Raw genomic sequence first — 17,338 nt, 5'->3', positions numbered from 1 at the left:
GATAGACATAATGTAGATTAGAACTGGTAAACCAGGCCCAGTGCTACGATGTCATCGGTGCTGATGCCAGCATCACGAGTGAACTGGTTGTCATCCAGCAGGTTGATTTTGTAATCAACATAGGTGGACATGTTTTTGTTGAAGTAGTAAGTCGCGCCAACATCAACATATTTCAGGATATCTTCGTCGCCATAGCCGCGGCCCAGGTCTTTACCTTTGGACTGCAGGTAAGCCACGGACGGACGCAGACCGAAGTCGAACTGGTACTGAGCAACGGCTTCGAAGTTCTGTGCTTTGTTAGCCCAGCCCAGGGAGCCTGCACGCGTTGCGTTGTAGGTCTGGGTGTACTGTGCTGCCAGGTACACGTTGTTCGCGTCGTATTTCAGACCACCAGTGTAGGTTTCAGCACGGTCGCCAGTACCGAAGTTCAAACGGTTCTGCTCGTCAGTACGTTTGGAGCTGGTGACAGCAGTACCCAGTGCGAAGCCTTCACCGATATCATAAGTGATAGATCCGCCAACGCCGTCGCCGTTTTGACGCAGCGCGTCACGACCGTTGTTGGTCACGCCAGTGAACGTTCTGCCGTTCTCGTCTTCGCCGCTTACGCTACCGTTTTTACCCTGATACTGAATGGCAAAGTTCAGGCCATCAACCAAACCGAAGAAGTCGGTGTTACGGTAGGTCGCGAAGCCGTTACCACGCTGCTGCATGAAGTTGTCAGCACCGTAAGTATCGCCGCCGAATTCCGGCAGGACGTCGGTCCAGGACGTTACGTCGTAAACTACGCCGTAGTTACGACCGTAGTCGAAAGAACCTACGTCAGCGAATTTCAGACCCGCAAACGCTACACGGGTCCAGGCGTTGTTTTCACTTTCAGCCGCATTACCCTGAATCTGGTATTCCCACTGGCCGTAACCGGTCAGTTGGTCGTTAACCTGAGTTTCGCCTTTGAAGCCGATACGCATGTAAGTCTTGTCGCCATCATCACCTTTGTTGTCGGAGAAATAGTGCAGACCATCGACTTTACCGTACAGATCTAATTTGTTGCCGTCTTTGTTATAAATTTCAGCCGCATTCGCTGCGCCTGCTACCAGCAGTGCTGGTACCAGGAGGGACAGTACTTTAACTTTCATGTTATTAACCCTCTGTTATATGCCTTTATTGCTTTTTTATGCCACTGCATACTGATTAAGGTCATTAACCAGTCGGCAACTTCATTCTCCGCAAAAACACAGAATAATCCAACACGAATATGATACTAAAACTTTTAAGGTGTTTCATTTATCGGCATAGATATTTCCAAATGTTAATGTTAGGGAACTTTTTTAAAATCAAAAAACAGTCGGAATAAGCACAAATAATCAAGAATCATTTCAATACTCTTTAAAATCAATGTATTACACAAAAAAATCTTATAGCACTGAATGACAAAACAAAATCTTCACTCGCAACTAAAATAGACCCGCTATCATCATTAACTTTATTTATTACCGTCATTCATTTATGAATGTCTGTTTACCCCTATTTCAGCCGAATGCTCAGCGTTCGGTTTTTTTTTACCCTTCTTTACACAAAACTTACCTTTCTGTGCTACCGATGCAAAACTATAACGACTATTAACTATCTCGTAGCGTTGTGATCAGATATAAATTTGATAAATAATTTCTTGTTATTTAATGCTAAATGTATACTTTCCGTACAAATATTTGTACCCGCCTTTATCCACTGTACACCTTTGCACCGTCATGGCTGCAACAAAATGAGGCGTAAAAAATGCAAGCTATGCCGCGCGGTGTAAGTGTGGTAATTCATACATTACCCTTTATACTGCCCCTTCATCTTTCGCGTCGTTTAACAGGTCATAAACACGAATGAGTCAGTCTGACACAACGGTTTCCACCCGATTCTCCCTGTTACCAGGAAGTATTACCCGTTTCTTCTTATTACTGATCGTTGTGCTGTTGGTGATGATGGGTGTTATGGTCCAGAGCGCCGTCAACACCTGGCTAAAGGATAAGAGTTATCAGATTGTCGATATTACCCATGCCATTCATAAAAGGGTCGATACCTGGCGATACGTGACCTGGCAAATCTATGACAATATTGCCGCTACAACCAGTTCACCAGGCGCAGATGGGCTACAGGAAACGCGTCTGAAACAAGATATCTATTATCTTGAGAAACCCCGCAGAAAGACTGAAGCGCTGATTTTCGGCTCGCATGACAGTTCTACACTGGAAATGACCCAGCGTATTTCAACGTATCTGGACACGTTGTGGGGCGCGGAGAATGTCCCATGGTCAATGTATTACCTGAATGGTCAGGACAACAGCCTGATCCTAATCTCGACGTTACCGCTGAAAGATCTGACCTCTGGTTTTAAAGAATCGACGATTGGGAATATTGTGGATTCCCGGCGCGCTGAGATGCTGCAACAGGCTAATGCGCTGGATGAACGTGAAAGCTTCTCTTCACTGCGCCGTCTGGCCTGGCAGAACGGGCATTACTTCACGCTACGCACGACCTTTAATCAGCCAGGACATCTGGCAACGGTTGTCGCCTTTGACCTGCCGATTAATGACTTGATCCCTCCCGGGATGCCGTTGGACAGTTTCCATCTGGAACCTGATGCCACCTCAACGACCGAGCACCTGAATGAAAAAGAGTCGCCTGACAGCGTCAGCATTAATTTCAACAACAGTAAAATTGAGATCTCTTCGGCGCTAAACTCAACGGATATGCGGCTGGTGTGGCAGGTTCCGTTTGGCTCATTGCTGCTCGACACATTGCAAAGCATTCTGCTACCGCTTTTGCTGAACATTGCGTTACTGGCTCTGGCGCTGTTTGGCTATACCACCTTTCGCCACCTCCCTGCCCGTTCGACTGAAGTGGCGCCAAACCTTGCGGCAAATAACGAACTGCGTGTTCTGCGCGCAATCAATGAAGAGATTGTTTCCCTTCTGCCGCTGGGATTACTGGTACACGATCAGGAAGCAAACCGCACGGTTATCAGCAATAAAATTGCCGACCACCTGCTGCCGCATTTAAATCTGCAAAACATTACCAATATGGCAGAGCAGCATCAGGGAGTGATTCAGGCCACCATCAATAATGAACTGTATGAGATCAGACTGTTTCGCAGCCAGATCTCCCCGAGAACGCAGATCTTTATCATTCGTGACCAGGACCGCGAGGTGCTGGTCAATAAGAAACTGAAACAAGCACAGCGGCTGTATGAGAAAAACCAGCAGGCCCGCGCGGCCTTTATGCAGAATATTGGCAGCGCGCTGAAAGACCCCGCGAAAACGCTGGCTGCTAATGCCGCCGCGCTCAATACACCAGACAGCCAGAAACTGGCCAATCAGGCCGACGTTCTGGTGCGCATGGTGGACGAAATCCAGCTAGCCAACCTGCTGGAGAACGATGCCTGGAAAGGTGAATCCACACTGTTTTCCGTGCAGGCATTAATTGACGACGTGGTTCCGGAGGTTCTGCCGGCCATTAAGCGTAAAGGGCTGCAGCTGCTGATTAAAAATCACTTAAGCGCCCATGACGAACGCCGTGGCGATCGCGATGCCTTGCGCCGTATTTTGCTGCTGTTGATCCAATATGCGGTAACCACCACGCAGATTGGTAAAATCACGCTGGAAGTCGACCAGGATGAGTCAGAGGCCGAACGCCTGACCTTCCGCATTCTGGATACCGGGGAAGGCGTCACATTAAATGAAGTTGATAATCTCCATTTCCCATTCATTAATGACACGCAGGGCGATCGGTATGGCAAAGCCAACCCGCTGACGTTCTGGCTGTGCGATCAGTTAGCCCGCAAACTTGGCGGACACCTGAATATTAAAGCACGGGAAGAACTTGGAACACGTTACATCGTCCATGTTAAAATGCCGCTGCACGATCAACATGCTGATAGTGAAGAGCGCCTGTTGGATGACGTCTGCGTAATGGTTGATGTCACCTCAAATGACGTACGTAGCATTGTATTACGTCAGCTGGAAAACTGGGGGGCAACCTGCATCACGCCCGATGAACGGTTGAATAGTCAAGAATATGATCTCTTTTTAACGGATAATCCGTCTAATCTTACTGCCTCAGGCCTACTTTTAAGCGATGATGAGTCTGGCGTACGGAAAATTGGCCCAGGCCAACTGCGCGTCAACTTTAATATGAGCAATGCTATGCAGGAAGCTGTCCTTGAGCTGATTGAAGAGCAACTGGCACAAGAAGAGTTCCAGGAACTCCCCCTCGGCGGAGATGAAAACGCCGAACTTCATGCCAGTGGTTACTACGCACTCTTTGTAGACACAGTACCGGATGATGTTAAGAGGTTGTATACTGAGGCGGCTATCAGCGATTTCGCTGCATTAGCCCAAACGGCCCATCGCCTGAAAGGCGTGTTTGCCATGCTTAATCTGGTACCCGGCAAGCAGTTATGTGAAGCGCTGGAACATCTTATTCAAGAGAAAGATGCTCCAGGTATAGAAAAATACATCAGCGACATTGACGTTTACGTCAAGAGCTTGCTGTAGCAAGGTAGCCCAATACATGAACACTATGAACGTAATTATTGCCGATGACCACCCGATTGTACTGTTCGGTATTCGTAAATCACTTGAGCAAATCGAGTGGGTAAATGTTGTCGGCGAATTTGAAGACTCCACTGCACTGATCAACAATTTGCCTAAGTTGGATGCGCATGTGTTGATTACCGACCTCTCCATGCCGGGAGATAAATACGGTGATGGGATCACGTTAATTAAATATATCAAGCGTCATTTCCCAAGCCTGTCAATTATCGTTCTGACCATGAACAACAATCCGGCTATCCTGAGCGCGGTACTGGATCTCGATATCGAAGGGATCGTACTGAAGCAAGGCGCGCCAACCGACCTGCCAAAAGCGCTGGCCGCGCTGCAGAAAGGTAAGAAATTTACCCCGGAAAGCGTGTCTCGTCTGCTGGAGAAAATCAGCGCCAGCGGCTATGGCGACAAACGTCTGTCACCGAAAGAGAGTGAAGTTCTGCGCTTGTTTGCCGAAGGTTTCCTGGTTACTGAGATCGCCAAAAAGCTCAACCGCAGCATTAAAACCATCAGTAGCCAGAAAAAATCGGCAATGATGAAGCTTGGTGTGGAAAACGATATCGCACTGCTGAATTACCTCTCCTCCGTGACGCTGAGTCCGTCAGACAAAGAGTAATTCTTTATCACGTCAAAATGCCTGATGGCGCTGCGTTTATCAGGCCTACGAATAAACAGCATCGTGCACGTTTCGTAGGCCGGATAAGACTAACGCCGCCATCCGGCTCTTTTATCCCCTATCCCCGCGTTTTTCTCACTCTTTCCGCATAGACCGCCAGCGTTTGCTTCAATACGTCTAAGGTCACCGGCTTGGACAGACAGCTATCCATACCTGATTCCAGACAACGCTGCTTCTCTTCGGCCAGCGCGTTTGCCGTTACCCCCACAACAGGCAGCGTTAACCCTAGCTGGCGGATACGCTGCGTCAGGCGATAACCATCCATATTTGGCATGTTGACGTCACTCAGCACGATATCGATATGGTTTTTGCTGAGTACATTGAGCGCATCCACACCGTCATTCGCCGTTTTACACTGATATCCCAACGATCCCAGCTGATCGGCCAGTAAGCGCCGGTTGATAGGGTGATCGTCAACAACCAGGATCATCATGTCATCGTTCGTCGCACCGGCTTTATCCGGGGCTGGCAGCGCCGTGGAGAGATCTTCACTCCCCAGCTCTACACTGTAGATATGCGCCAACAGCGCAGGCAGTTCGTGCGGTGACGCCACGCTGTGTACCCATTCTCCAGGCTCTCTTTCCAGCGGAATGCCAATATGGCGGCGGCAGAAAATTACCGCAGCTCGTCCCTGCCAGGCCTGTTCCAGCACATCGTCGGCCACCAGCAGGTCATCCGCATCGGGCTGTTGTCCCTCATATCGCAGCACCGTCATCCCGTTACGCGTCAGGCTGGATTCGAGAAATTGGTACAGTGACGCATTACGTACTGCCAGCCAGCAACGCGTGCCTGCCAATCCTTCAACACCCTTTTTCAGCGGATACTGTGCGCCATAAAGCGGAATACGCAGCGTAAACTGACTCCCCATTCCCGGCTCGGAATCGACGGAAATATCGCCATCCATCATGCTGATCAGTTTTTCACAGATAGCCAAACCGAGCCCGGTTCCCTGGAAATTACGCTGTACGCCAGTGCCCACCTGGAAGAAAGGATCGAACAAACGGACCACTTCTTTGGCGGGGATACCCACCCCGGTATCACGCACTCGAATGCTCAGGTAGTCGCCGCTGCACTGCACGTGCAGCACAATACAACCGGTATCGGTAAACTTGATTGCGTTACTCAGCAGATTAGAAATCACCTGTTGTAAACGCATCGGATCGCCATTCAGCGCCACGGGCACATCCGGGTCGATAAAGCAGTACAACCCCAACTGCTTGCGGACCACCAGCGGCAAATAGTTAGCCGTAATATGGTTCATGACTTCACGCGGTGAAAACTCTCGCGGCTCAATCTTCAGCTGTTCAGATTCAATTTTTGAGAAGTCGAGAATATCGCTGATAATTTTCAGCAGCAGGCTGGAAGAGTTATTCATCGCCGTTACCAGACGATCCACCCCACTCGGTAACTCTTTGGTTTGCAACAAATCAAGATTACCGATAATGCCATATAGCGGTGTACGTAGCTCATGGCTCACCGTCGCAAGGAACATCGATTTGGACTGGCTGGCCTGTTCCGCCGCCTGCGCCATCTCCTGCAACGACTCTTCCATTTTAACGCGCGCACTGACATCAACCAGGACACAAATTGCCACGTTTTCATTGCGATAGCGCGAGTGCACAAAGCTGATTTGCAGATTGGTATTGTTGCTGGTTAGCACATCAACAAAATTGACCTGTTGGCCGCAAATAATTTGCGTTAGCCGCTGACGGTCTTCATGCGTCAACATGTTCAGATAGGTGTGCGCCAGTTCGTTACTCAGGATGTTAATCCCATCCATCGTGCGCAGAATACAAATACCCACCGGCGCAGAAGCTACGATTTTACGGTTAAACTGCTCATGTTCTTCCAGCCGCTGAGCATCACTTTCCGCCGGAATAAAAATGCGCCGTTCATACATGCGCGTGAGCATAAACAATGCCGCGCCAACCAGCACGTTCAACAAGATAGCGTTCAGGATCATCATGCGGATCCGTTCCAGCACCAGATCGACCGGAACGGAGTACACGATGCTCAGGGAGGACGGAGGCAGATTCTTCTTCAATACCAGCTCGCGGAAACCCGGCGTGTAGCCAAACCAGGAGCGCTCCTGCATCCAGTGGGGCTCAGCCTTAATATTCCCTTCAGGGCCAGTGAGAGAAATTAGCGCATGGCCATTTTCGTCGAGGATGGTCACACCCATCGGTAAACTGCCCGGAGTGAAGAAATTCTCCATGCGAATAGGCTGCTCTACGCCCAACAGCGCCTGGAGGCGATTGGCGAGGTAAACCGGCGTCAGCGCATAGAAATACCCTACTCCCGGACGTGGCCCCTGGCTGATCCAGAACAAGTTGTTACCGTTTTCGTCTTGCGTAGCATTGCGATACTTAATAATTCGCTCATGCAGCGCCTTCAGGGCCTCGTCACGTTCGACGGGCATATCACGCAAGCCGAAATTGGCCATACAGAGGTTGTCGCTGCCGATCAGGAACACTCGATTTAAATCATAGGCGGCGGAAAAGTTGTCGCGCCAGTAGCGCATAAACCATGCCAGTGATTCCAGAGAACCTCGCCAGGCGTTGCCCATGACAGAACAGTCTGAGTCGGCAAACAACGGCTCAAAATTAGGCACGACGGTTTTATCATCTCGCGCCCGCAGCGACATCACACCGTTTTCCGCCGTTAAGCGATTCTCGGCAATATATTTAAGCTCTTTAATGACATCAGATGTGCGCTGAATGTAGCGCTGGGCCTGATCGGAGCTGAGATTAAGTTCCTGATGGATCTCAGACTCTCGCTGGTGCAGCGCATTCACAATGTAGAACACGGAGGCGAACGCAATCAGACACCAGATGACGAGCGCCAACGCTCTGAACAGGTAGCGTGAAACTTTTAGGGTTGAATGAACGGAAGCAAGGTATTTCAAAGGGGCGAAGCTCCGCCTCAGGGCATTAATAGAGTGTGGTTAAGGTAGCGGTAAATGTCTTTTGTCGCAATGCCATTAAAAAAAGGGCCGGATTTCTCCGGCCCTTTTTATAGCGTCTTAATTACTCGTCAGCGTCATCCGCTGCTGCATCGTCATCGCTTTCCGCTTCAGGTGCGATATCCTCGTCACCTTCAGCTGCACTTCCGTCGATGGAGTCGAGCTCTTCATCATCAACCGGTTCAGCAACGCGTTGCAGACCCACGACGTTTTCGTCTTCCGCAGTACGGATAAGGATAACGCCCTGGGTATTACGCCCTACCACGCTGATTTCCGACACGCGAGTACGTACCAGCGTACCTGCGTCGGTGATCATCATGATCTGGTCGGTATCCTCAACCTGCACAGCGCCAACAACGGAACCGTTGCGCTCGGTAACCTTGATGGAGATAACGCCCTGGGTCGCACGAGACTTGGTCGGATACTCTTCCGCCGCCGTACGTTTACCGTAACCGTTCTGAGTAACGGTCAGGATAGCGCCTTCACCGCGCGGAACGATCAGCGATACCACGCTATCTTTTTCCGCCAGCTTGATACCGCGTACACCGGTCGCGGTACGACCCATTGCACGGACAGCATCTTCTTTAAAGCGCACCACTTTACCAGCCGCAGAGAACAACATGACTTCGTCACTGCCGGACGTCAGATCTACACCAATCAGTTCGTCGCCTTCGTTCAGGTTAACCGCAATAATACCGGCAGAACGCGGACGGCTGAACTCGGTCAGCGCCGTTTTCTTCACGGTACCGCTGGCGGTTGCCATGAAGACGTTCACGCCCTCTTCGTACTCACGTACTGGCAGAATTGCGGTAATACGTTCGTTAGCTTCCAGCGGCAGCAGGTTGACGATTGGACGTCCACGCGCGCCACGGCTTGCTTCCGGCAACTGATAGACCTTCATCCAGTACAAACGACCACGGCTGGAGAAGCAGAGGATCGTGTCATGGGTGTTGGCCACCAGCAGGCGGTCAATAAAGTCTTCTTCTTTAATGCGTGCTGCTGATTTACCTTTACCGCCACGACGCTGCGCTTCGTAATCGGTTAACGGCTGATATTTCACGTAGCCCTGATGAGACAAGGTTACGACAACATCTTCCTGGCTAATCAGATCTTCGATGTTGATGTCAGCGCTGTTCGCGGTGATTTCAGTACGACGAGCGTCACCGAACTGTTCACGAATCAGCTCCATCTCTTCACGGATAACTTCCATCAGACGATCGGCGCTGCCCAGAATGTGCAGCAGTTCAGCGATCTGTTCCAGCAGCTCTTTGTATTCGTCGAGCAGTTTTTCGTGCTCAAGGCCGGTCAGTTTCTGCAAACGCAGATCCAGAATAGCCTGGGCCTGCTGTTCAGTCAGATAGTACTGACCGTCACGCACGCCAAATTCCGGCTCCAGCCATTCAGGACGCGCGGCGTCATCACCGGCACGTTCCAGCATGGCGGAAACGTTGCCCAGTTCCCACGAACGTGCAACCAGCGCAGCTTTCGCTTCAGCCGGGGTCGGCGCGCGGCGGATCAGTTCGATGATCGGATCGATGTTCGCCAGCGCAATCGCCAGCGCTTCAAGGATGTGCGCACGGTCGCGGGCTTTACGCAGTTCAAAGATAGTACGACGGGTTACGACTTCACGGCGGTGACGTACGAACGCGGCAATAATATCTTTCAGGTTCATGATCTTCGGCTGGCCATGGTGCAATGCAACCATGTTGATACCGAAGGAAACCTGCAGTTGGGTCTGGGAATAGAGATTGTTCAGAACCACTTCCCCGACCGCATCGCGTTTCACTTCTATCACGATGCGCATACCGTCTTTGTCAGACTCGTCACGCAGCGCGCTGATGCCTTCAACGCGTTTGTCTTTTACCAGCTCGGCGATTTTCTCAATCAGGCGCGCTTTGTTTACCTGATACGGAATTTCGTGAACGATGATGGTTTCGCGACCTGTTTTGGCATCCGCTTCGACTTCCGCGCGTGCGCGAATGTACACTTTGCCACGACCGGTACGGTAGGCTTCTTCGATACCACGACGACCGTTGATGATCGCGGCAGTCGGGAAGTCCGGACCCGGAATATGTTCCATCAGCCCTTCAATGCTGATGTCTTCATCGTCAATATATGCCAGACAGCCGTTGATCACTTCAGTCAGGTTGTGCGGCGGAATGTTGGTCGCCATACCTACCGCGATACCGGACGAACCGTTCACCAGCAGGTTAGGAATTTTGGTCGGCATGACGTCAGGAATTTGTTCGGTGCCGTCATAGTTGTCGACGAAATCAACCGTTTCTTTTTCCAGGTCAGCCATCAGCTCATGGGCGATTTTCGACATACGGATTTCCGTATAACGCATCGCCGCTGCGGAGTCGCCATCGACAGAACCAAAGTTACCCTGACCATCTACCAGCATGTAGCGCAAGGAGAATGGCTGCGCCATACGAACAATGGTGTCGTAAACGGCGATATCACCATGAGGGTGGTATTTACCGATTACGTCACCAACGACACGGGCAGATTTTTTATAGGCTTTATTCCAGTCGTTGCCCAATACGTTCATGGCGTAAAGTACGCGACGGTGAACCGGTTTCAGGCCATCTCGGACGTCCGGAAGCGCACGGCCAACAATGACCGACATCGCATAATCCAGATAGGAGCTCTTCAGCTCTTCCTCAATGTTGACCGGTGTAATTTCTCTCGCAAGGTCGCTCATCTAACCGCTATCCCTCTACTGTATCCCGGATTCAAAGGTCGCAAATTATAACACATCCGTGCAGATTCAGGTAAATGGATTCCCCCTGACAGAGGCTTTATTCATCCCGTCAGGCTGATATACTCATTTGCATCGCAAATTTAGGAGTAGAAGCCCCAATGAATGCCGAAAAACCTCCGGTAGCTCACAACGTTGACCATGAAGAAATTGCCAAGTTTGAAGCAGTCGCGTCACGCTGGTGGGATCTTGAGGGTGAATTTAAGCCGCTGCACCGCATTAACCCACTGCGTCTGGGCTATATTACTGAGCGCTCAGGCGGCCTGTTTGGTAAAAAGGTACTCGACGTCGGATGCGGCGGCGGTATTCTGGCGGAGAGTATGGCGCGCGAAGGTGCCACCGTCACCGGACTGGACATGGGTTTTGAACCGCTGCAGGTAGCAAAACTGCATGCACTGGAAAGCGGTATCCAGGTAGAATACGTACAAGAAACCGTCGAAGAGCATGCGGAAAAGCATGCACATCAGTATGACGTTGTCACCTGCATGGAAATGCTGGAGCACGTGCCAGACCCACAGTCAGTAGTCAGAGCTTGCGCCAGGCTGGTCAAACCGGGTGGCGAAGTATTTTTCTCCACGCTTAACCGCAACGGCAAATCCTGGCTGATGGCGGTGGTCGGAGCGGAATATATTCTGCGCATGGTGCCGAAAGGCACGCACGATGTGAAAAAGTTTATTAAGCCTGCTGAATTATTAGAGTGGGTTGACCAGACCGTACTGAAAGAGCGTCATATGACCGGCCTGCATTACAACCCCATCACCAACACCTTCAAACTTGGCCCGGGCGTTGATGTGAACTATATGGTACATACCACCGCCAAGGTTGATTAACCGCTCCTGTAGGCCGGATAAAGCGTGCAACGCCGCCATCCGGCATGCTTACTGGAACCATGCCTGATGACGTTTCGCTTATCAGGCCTACAAATCCTGTGCCAGATCATAAGAACTTTCCTTGCCTTAGATGAAGAAATCAGCACTCGATCAAATTTTCTATTTTTTTTCTCAATTATTGACATCCCCGCCAGGCCTTATAAGACGCGCACTTAGCGATTATCACCCTTTTGCAACCTCAATTTAACCTCAAAATCAACTCTTGTGCTGAAAAGAATCCCTACTAGAATACTCACCATATAGCGTCTATTTTATCAAACAACCCCTACATATAGTATTTATCCACAGACTTAGTCACAACATGACTCTGTGGATAATATGGGGGATATTTTTTCTTTCACGGACAGGTAAAAAACCACATGAATCAGAGTCTGCTGGTGACAAAGCGTGATGGTAGTACAGAGCGCATCAATCTCGACAAAATCCACCGAGTTCTGGATTGGGCGGCAGAAGGACTGAATAACGTATCGATTTCTCAGGTCGAGCTGCGCTCCCACATTCAGTTTTATGACGGAATCAAGACCTCCGACATCCATGAAACAATCATCAAAGCAGCCGCCGACCTGATCTCCCGCGAAGCGCCGGATTATCAGTATCTGGCTGCCCGTCTGGCGATTTTCCACCTGCGTAAAAAAGCGTACGGTGAGTTTGAACCGCCAAAGCTGTTCGACCATGTCGTGAAAATGGTTGAAATGGGCAAATACGACAATCATCTGCTGGAAGACTACACGGAAGAAGAGTTCAAGCAGATGGACTCGTTCATCGTACACGACCGTGATATGACCTTCTCCTACGCTGCGGTGAAGCAGTTGGAAGGTAAATATCTGGTGCAAAACCGTGTTACCGGTGAGATCTATGAAAGCGCACAGTTCCTCTACATTCTGGTAGCGGCTTGCCTGTTCTCTAACTATCCGCGTGAAACACGTCTGCAATATGTAAAACGTTTCTACGACGCCGTTTCTACGTTCAAAATCTCGCTGCCGACGCCAATTATGTCCGGCGTGCGTACCCCAACGCGTCAGTTCAGCTCCTGCGTACTAATCGAGTGCGGCGACAGCCTGGACTCCATCAACGCAACCTCCAGCGCAATTGTGAAATACGTTTCTCAGCGTGCCGGTATCGGCATTAACGCTGGTCGCATCCGTGCGCTGGGTAGCCCGATTCGCGGCGGTGAAGCGTTCCACACCGGCTGTATTCCGTTCTACAAGCATTTCCAGACTGCAGTGAAATCCTGCTCTCAGGGTGGCGTACGCGGTGGTGCAGCCACGCTGTTCTACCCAATGTGGCACCTGGAAGTTGAAAGCCTGCTGGTTCTGAAAAACAACCGTGGCGTAGAAGGCAACCGCGTACGTCACATGGACTACGGCGTGCAGATCAACAAGCTGATGTACACCCGTCTGCTGAAAGGCGGCGACATCACCCTGTTCAGCCCGTCCGACGTCCCGGGTCTGTATGACGCGTTCTTCGCCGATCAGGATGAGTTCGAGCGTCTGTACACCCAATATGAAAACGACGACAGCATCCGCAAACAGCGCGTGAAAGCAGTTGAGCTGTTCTCACTGATGATGCAGGAACGTGCCTCGACCGGTCGTATCTACATTCAGAACGTTGACCACTGCAACACCCACAGCCCGTTTGATCCGGTTGTCGCGCCGGTACGCCAGTCCAACCTGTGCCTGGAAATCGCCCTGCCGACCAAACCGCTGACCGACGTTAACGATGAAAACGGCGAAATTGCGCTGTGTACGCTGTCCGCATTTAACCTGGGCGCTATCGAAAGTCTGGACGAACTGGAAGAGCTGGCCGTACTGGCGGTACGTGCGTTGGATGCGCTGCTCGATTACCAGGATTATCCGATTCCGGCCGCCAAACGCGGTGCGATGGGTCGTCGTACGCTGGGCATTGGCGTGATCAACTACGCTTACTGGCTGGCGAAAAACGGTAAACGCTACTCTGACGGCAGCGCCAATAACCTGACTCACAAAACCTTTGAAGCGATTCAGTATTACCTGCTGAAGGCTTCTAACGAGCTGGCAAAAGAGCAAGGCGCATGCCCGTGGTTTAACGAAACTACCTATGCGAAAGGCATTCTGCCGATTGATACCTATAAAAAAGATCTTGATGCTATCGCTAACGAACCGCTGCATATGGACTGGGAACAGCTGCGTGAATCTATCAAGACTCACGGCCTGCGTAACTCCACGCTGTCAGCCCTGATGCCGTCCGAGACCTCTTCGCAGATCTCCAACGCCACCAACGGCATTGAACCGCCACGCGGTTACGTGAGCATCAAAGCATCGAAAGATGGAATTCTGCGTCAGGTCGTGCCGGACTACGAACACCTGCACGACGCATACGAACTGCTGTGGGAAATGCCAAACAACGACGGCTATCTGCAGCTGGTAGGCATCATGCAGAAATTTATCGATCAGTCGATTTCCGCCAACACCAACTACGATCCGTCGCGCTTCCCGTCCGGAAAAGTACCGATGCAGCAGTTGCTGAAAGACCTGCTCACCGCCTACAAATTTGGTGTCAAAACGCTGTATTATCAGAACACCCGTGACGGTGCGGAAGACTCTCAGGACGATCTGGTACCGTCCATTCAGGACGATGGCTGCGAAAGCGGCGCATGTAAGATTTAATCTTTTGCCGGGTGGCGTAGCGCTTACCCGGCCTACAAATTAATTCGCGGTATTGTAGACCGGATAAGCAAAGCGCATCCGGCAGTACATTCCAGACAGGATTCACATCAATGGCATACACCACTTTTTCACAGACGAAAAATGATCAGCTTCTGGAACCGATGTTCTTCGGCCAGCCGGTGAACGTCGCCCGCTACGATCAGCAAAAATATGACATCTTTGAAAAACTGATCGAAAAGCAGCTCTCTTTCTTCTGGCGTCCGGAAGAAGTCGATGTTTCTCGCGATCGTATCGACTTCCAGGCATTGCCGGAACATGAAAAACATATCTTCATCAGCAACCTGAAGTATCAGACGCTGCTGGACTCCATTCAGGGACGTAGTCCTAACGTCGCGCTGCTGCCGTTAATCTCGATCCCTGAACTGGAAACCTGGGTGGAAACGTGGGCGTTTTCTGAAACGATCCACTCCCGCTCTTATACCCACATCATCCGTAATATCGTTAACGATCCGGCGGTGGTGTTTGACGATATCGTCACCAACGAGCAAATCCAGAAACGCGCAGAAGGCATCTCCAGCTACTACGACGAATTGATCGAGATGACCAGCTACTGGCATTTGCTCGGTGAAGGTACGCATACCGTTAATGGTAAAACGGTTGTCGTAAACCTGCGTGAGCTGAAGAAGAAGCTGTATCTGTGCCTGATGAGCGTGAACGCGCTGGAAGCGATCCGCTTTTATGTCAGCTTCGCCTGCTCTTTCGCCTTCGCCGAACGTGAACTGATGGAAGGCAACGCGAAAATTATTCGTCTGATCGCCCGCGACGAAGCCCTGCACCTGACCGGTACTCAGCATATGCTGAACCTGCTGCGCAGCGGCGTGGACGATCCGGAGATGGCGGAAATTGCCGAGGAGTGCAAACAAGAATGCTACGACCTGTTCGTACAGGCCGCGCTGCAGGAAAAAGAGTGGGCAGATTATCTGTTCCGTGATGGCTCAATGATTGGCCTGAACAAAGACATTCTGTGCCAGTACGTTGAGTACATCACCAACATCCGTATGCAGGCTGTTGGGCTCGATCTGCCATTCCAGACACGTTCTAACCCGATCCCGTGGATCAACACCTGGCTGGTGTCCGATAACGTCCAGGTTGCGCCGCAGGAAGTGGAAGTCAGCTCTTATCTGGTCGGCCAGATCGATGCCGAAGTCGATACTGACGATCTGAGTAACTTCCAGCTCTGATGGGCCGCGTGACTCTGCGCATCTCTGGCACGCAGTTGCTGTGCCAGGATGAACACCCTTCCCTGCTTGCCGCGCTCGAGTCGCACGATGTTGAAGTCGAATATCAGTGTCGTGAAGGATACTGCGGCTCCTGCCGTACCCGCCTGGTGGCGGGACAGGTTGACTGGATTGCAGAACCGCTGGCCTTCATTCAGCCCGGTGAAATATTGCCGTGCTGTTGCCGGGCAAAAGGCGATATTGAAATAGAGTTATAGTGTTTAGTGAACTTCATGCGCGGAGACCAGTACCACGTCTCCGCGTTTTTTCATCTGCATGATATACAGCGCCCCGGCCAGTACCACCAGCAGCGCACCCACCAGATAAATCGCCCGATATCCCACACCCTCGACCATCATCCCCATGATAAACGCGCCGATTGCCATTCCTGCATCCATCGCATTGAAAAACAGCGAATTGGCGATACCAATTTTATGGGGTTCCACCGAACTAATAATTTGTGTCTGAAATACGGGTGTGACCGAACCATAACCGATGCCAATTAATCCACCGGAAATAATCATCATAATGCTGCCGTTAGTATAGCCAAGCGCCACCAGCCCGACGGTGAAGGCCAACAAACACGGATAGACCACGTATTTCGGCCCTTTTTTATCACAAATATTGCCGGTAAAGGTTCGACAGATCATCAGGCAAATGGCGTAGCACAGCAGGAAATTACTGGCGGCGGCCATTAGATCGAGCTCGCGCGCATACAGTGCGAGAAAAGCGGAAACGCCCGCGTACGAAAAGGTCATGAAAAACGTCACCATCGCGAAAGGCAGTGCGGCGCGATCAAACATTGCAGCAAATCCCAGCTTCGGTTTTGAGCCGTCAGCATGACGGATAACCGGCGGTACGGCGACAATCAATGACAGGATAATACCCAGTACGGCAACCGCGCTACACAGCCAGAATGCAGTGGTAAAAGCTTCCCAGCGTGCCATGTTCAGCCCTACCCACGGCCCCACAACCATTGCCAGTCCCATGGCTAACGAGAAAAAACTGATGCCCTCCCCACGTCGGGAGGCCGGTATCAACCGCGCGGAAATCGTTCCTTTTACCGTGGTAATAACGCCAAACGTTACACCATGAAGCACCCGAATCAACAGCAGTGATTCAATTGAGTGGCAAACAGGATACAGCGCAGTGACCACCAAAAAGGCCAGAGAAGAGAGCACCAGAATTGTTTTATTCGAATATTTTCCTACCCATTGTCCCGCAAACGGGCGCACAGCAATGGCGGCCCCCAAAAAGAAGGTGACTAATAATCCGGCCTTATCTGGAGTGGCATGAAGTCGATCCGAAATATAGATCGGTAACAGCGTGAGCAGGACATAAAAAACAAAAAATATAATAAAGCTGATTATCGTTATTGCCCAAAAATCTTTCGTCCACAGTTTTTCTTTCATATTCGACAACCTGTCCAGACGGCGCACGCAGGCAACGCTCAGCTCAACTGAACTACGGACAGGTGCGTCGAAGTGTGATTTTACGGTAGACCGCAAGTATAAACAGGTCCATTATATTAGAGA

Annotated in this window: 10 protein-coding genes; 6 read left to right on the top strand and 4 right to left on the bottom strand. The window is 50.9% G+C overall.

Features of this window, described 5'->3' with window-relative positions; genetic code table 11:
• Positions 1-17 precede the first annotated feature (17 nt).
• Positions 18-1,133 (bottom strand): porin OmpC, encoded by a 1,116-nt coding sequence (locus tag JQN59_RS07845; protein WP_048215883.1) that lies wholly within the window; start codon positions 1,131-1,133, stop codon positions 18-20.
• A gap of 738 nt (positions 1,134-1,871) precedes the next feature.
• Between JQN59_RS07845 and rcsD the strand changes: the two genes are divergently transcribed.
• Entirely contained in the window at positions 1,872-4,541 is a 2,670-nt protein-coding gene (rcsD, locus tag JQN59_RS07840) for a phosphotransferase RcsD (RefSeq protein ID WP_048215882.1), read from the top strand.
• A gap of 16 nt (positions 4,542-4,557) precedes the next feature.
• Positions 4,558-5,208: a response regulator transcription factor RcsB gene (gene rcsB, locus JQN59_RS07835; RefSeq protein WP_003027592.1), complete on the top strand. Its 651-nt coding sequence runs from the start codon at positions 4,558-4,560 to the stop codon at positions 5,206-5,208.
• Between the two features lie 118 nt (positions 5,209-5,326).
• Here the strand turns inward: rcsB and rcsC are convergent, their stop codons facing one another.
• Complete coding sequence (gene rcsC / locus JQN59_RS07830; protein WP_008785313.1) at positions 5,327-8,173, bottom strand: two-component system sensor histidine kinase RcsC; 2,847 nt, start codon at positions 8,171-8,173, stop codon at positions 5,327-5,329.
• A 121-nt stretch (positions 8,174-8,294) separates the two neighbouring features.
• Positions 8,295-10,934, bottom strand: coding sequence for a DNA topoisomerase (ATP-hydrolyzing) subunit A (gyrA, locus tag JQN59_RS07825; RefSeq protein WP_057066395.1), 2,640 nt, complete (start codon positions 10,932-10,934; stop codon positions 8,295-8,297).
• Positions 10,935-11,092: 158 nt separating this feature from the next.
• Here gyrA and ubiG point away from each other — a divergent pair, with 158 nt between their 5' ends.
• The 4 genes from ubiG (at position 11,093) to yfaE (ending at position 16,021) form a co-directional block, all read left to right on the top strand.
• Positions 11,093-11,821 carry a bifunctional 2-polyprenyl-6-hydroxyphenol methylase/3-demethylubiquinol 3-O-methyltransferase UbiG gene (gene ubiG, locus JQN59_RS07820; protein ID WP_008785314.1) on the top strand — a complete coding sequence of 243 codons (729 nt, stop codon included), beginning with the start codon at positions 11,093-11,095 and terminating at the stop codon, positions 11,819-11,821.
• A gap of 419 nt (positions 11,822-12,240) precedes the next feature.
• Entirely contained in the window at positions 12,241-14,526 is a 2,286-nt protein-coding gene (gene nrdA / locus JQN59_RS07815) for a class 1a ribonucleoside-diphosphate reductase subunit alpha (RefSeq protein ID WP_003834667.1), read from the top strand.
• 110 nt (positions 14,527-14,636) lie between these two features.
• The gene (nrdB, locus tag JQN59_RS07810; RefSeq protein WP_003834668.1) at positions 14,637-15,767 is read left to right on the top strand and encodes a class Ia ribonucleoside-diphosphate reductase subunit beta; all 1,131 of its coding nucleotides are present in this window, start codon (positions 14,637-14,639) and stop codon (positions 15,765-15,767) included.
• Positions 15,767-16,021 carry a ferredoxin-like diferric-tyrosyl radical cofactor maintenance protein YfaE gene (yfaE, locus tag JQN59_RS07805; RefSeq protein ID WP_003027609.1) on the top strand — a complete coding sequence of 85 codons (255 nt, stop codon included), beginning with the start codon at positions 15,767-15,769 and terminating at the stop codon, positions 16,019-16,021. The genes nrdB and yfaE overlap by 1 nt, the downstream gene beginning before the upstream one ends.
• A gap of 3 nt (positions 16,022-16,024) precedes the next feature.
• On the opposite strand, the gene JQN59_RS07800 is transcribed toward yfaE, so the two are convergent.
• Positions 16,025-17,215: an MFS transporter gene (locus JQN59_RS07800; RefSeq protein ID WP_149607661.1), complete on the bottom strand. Its 1,191-nt coding sequence runs from the start codon at positions 17,213-17,215 to the stop codon at positions 16,025-16,027.
• Between the last annotated feature and the right edge of the window lie 123 nt (positions 17,216-17,338).

Origin of the sequence: Citrobacter sp. B72 (assembly GCF_016894305.1) — a bacterium.
GTDB classification, from domain to species: domain Bacteria; phylum Pseudomonadota; class Gammaproteobacteria; order Enterobacterales; family Enterobacteriaceae; genus Citrobacter; species Citrobacter portucalensis.
This window is presented reverse-complemented; position numbering and strand designations above follow the sequence as displayed.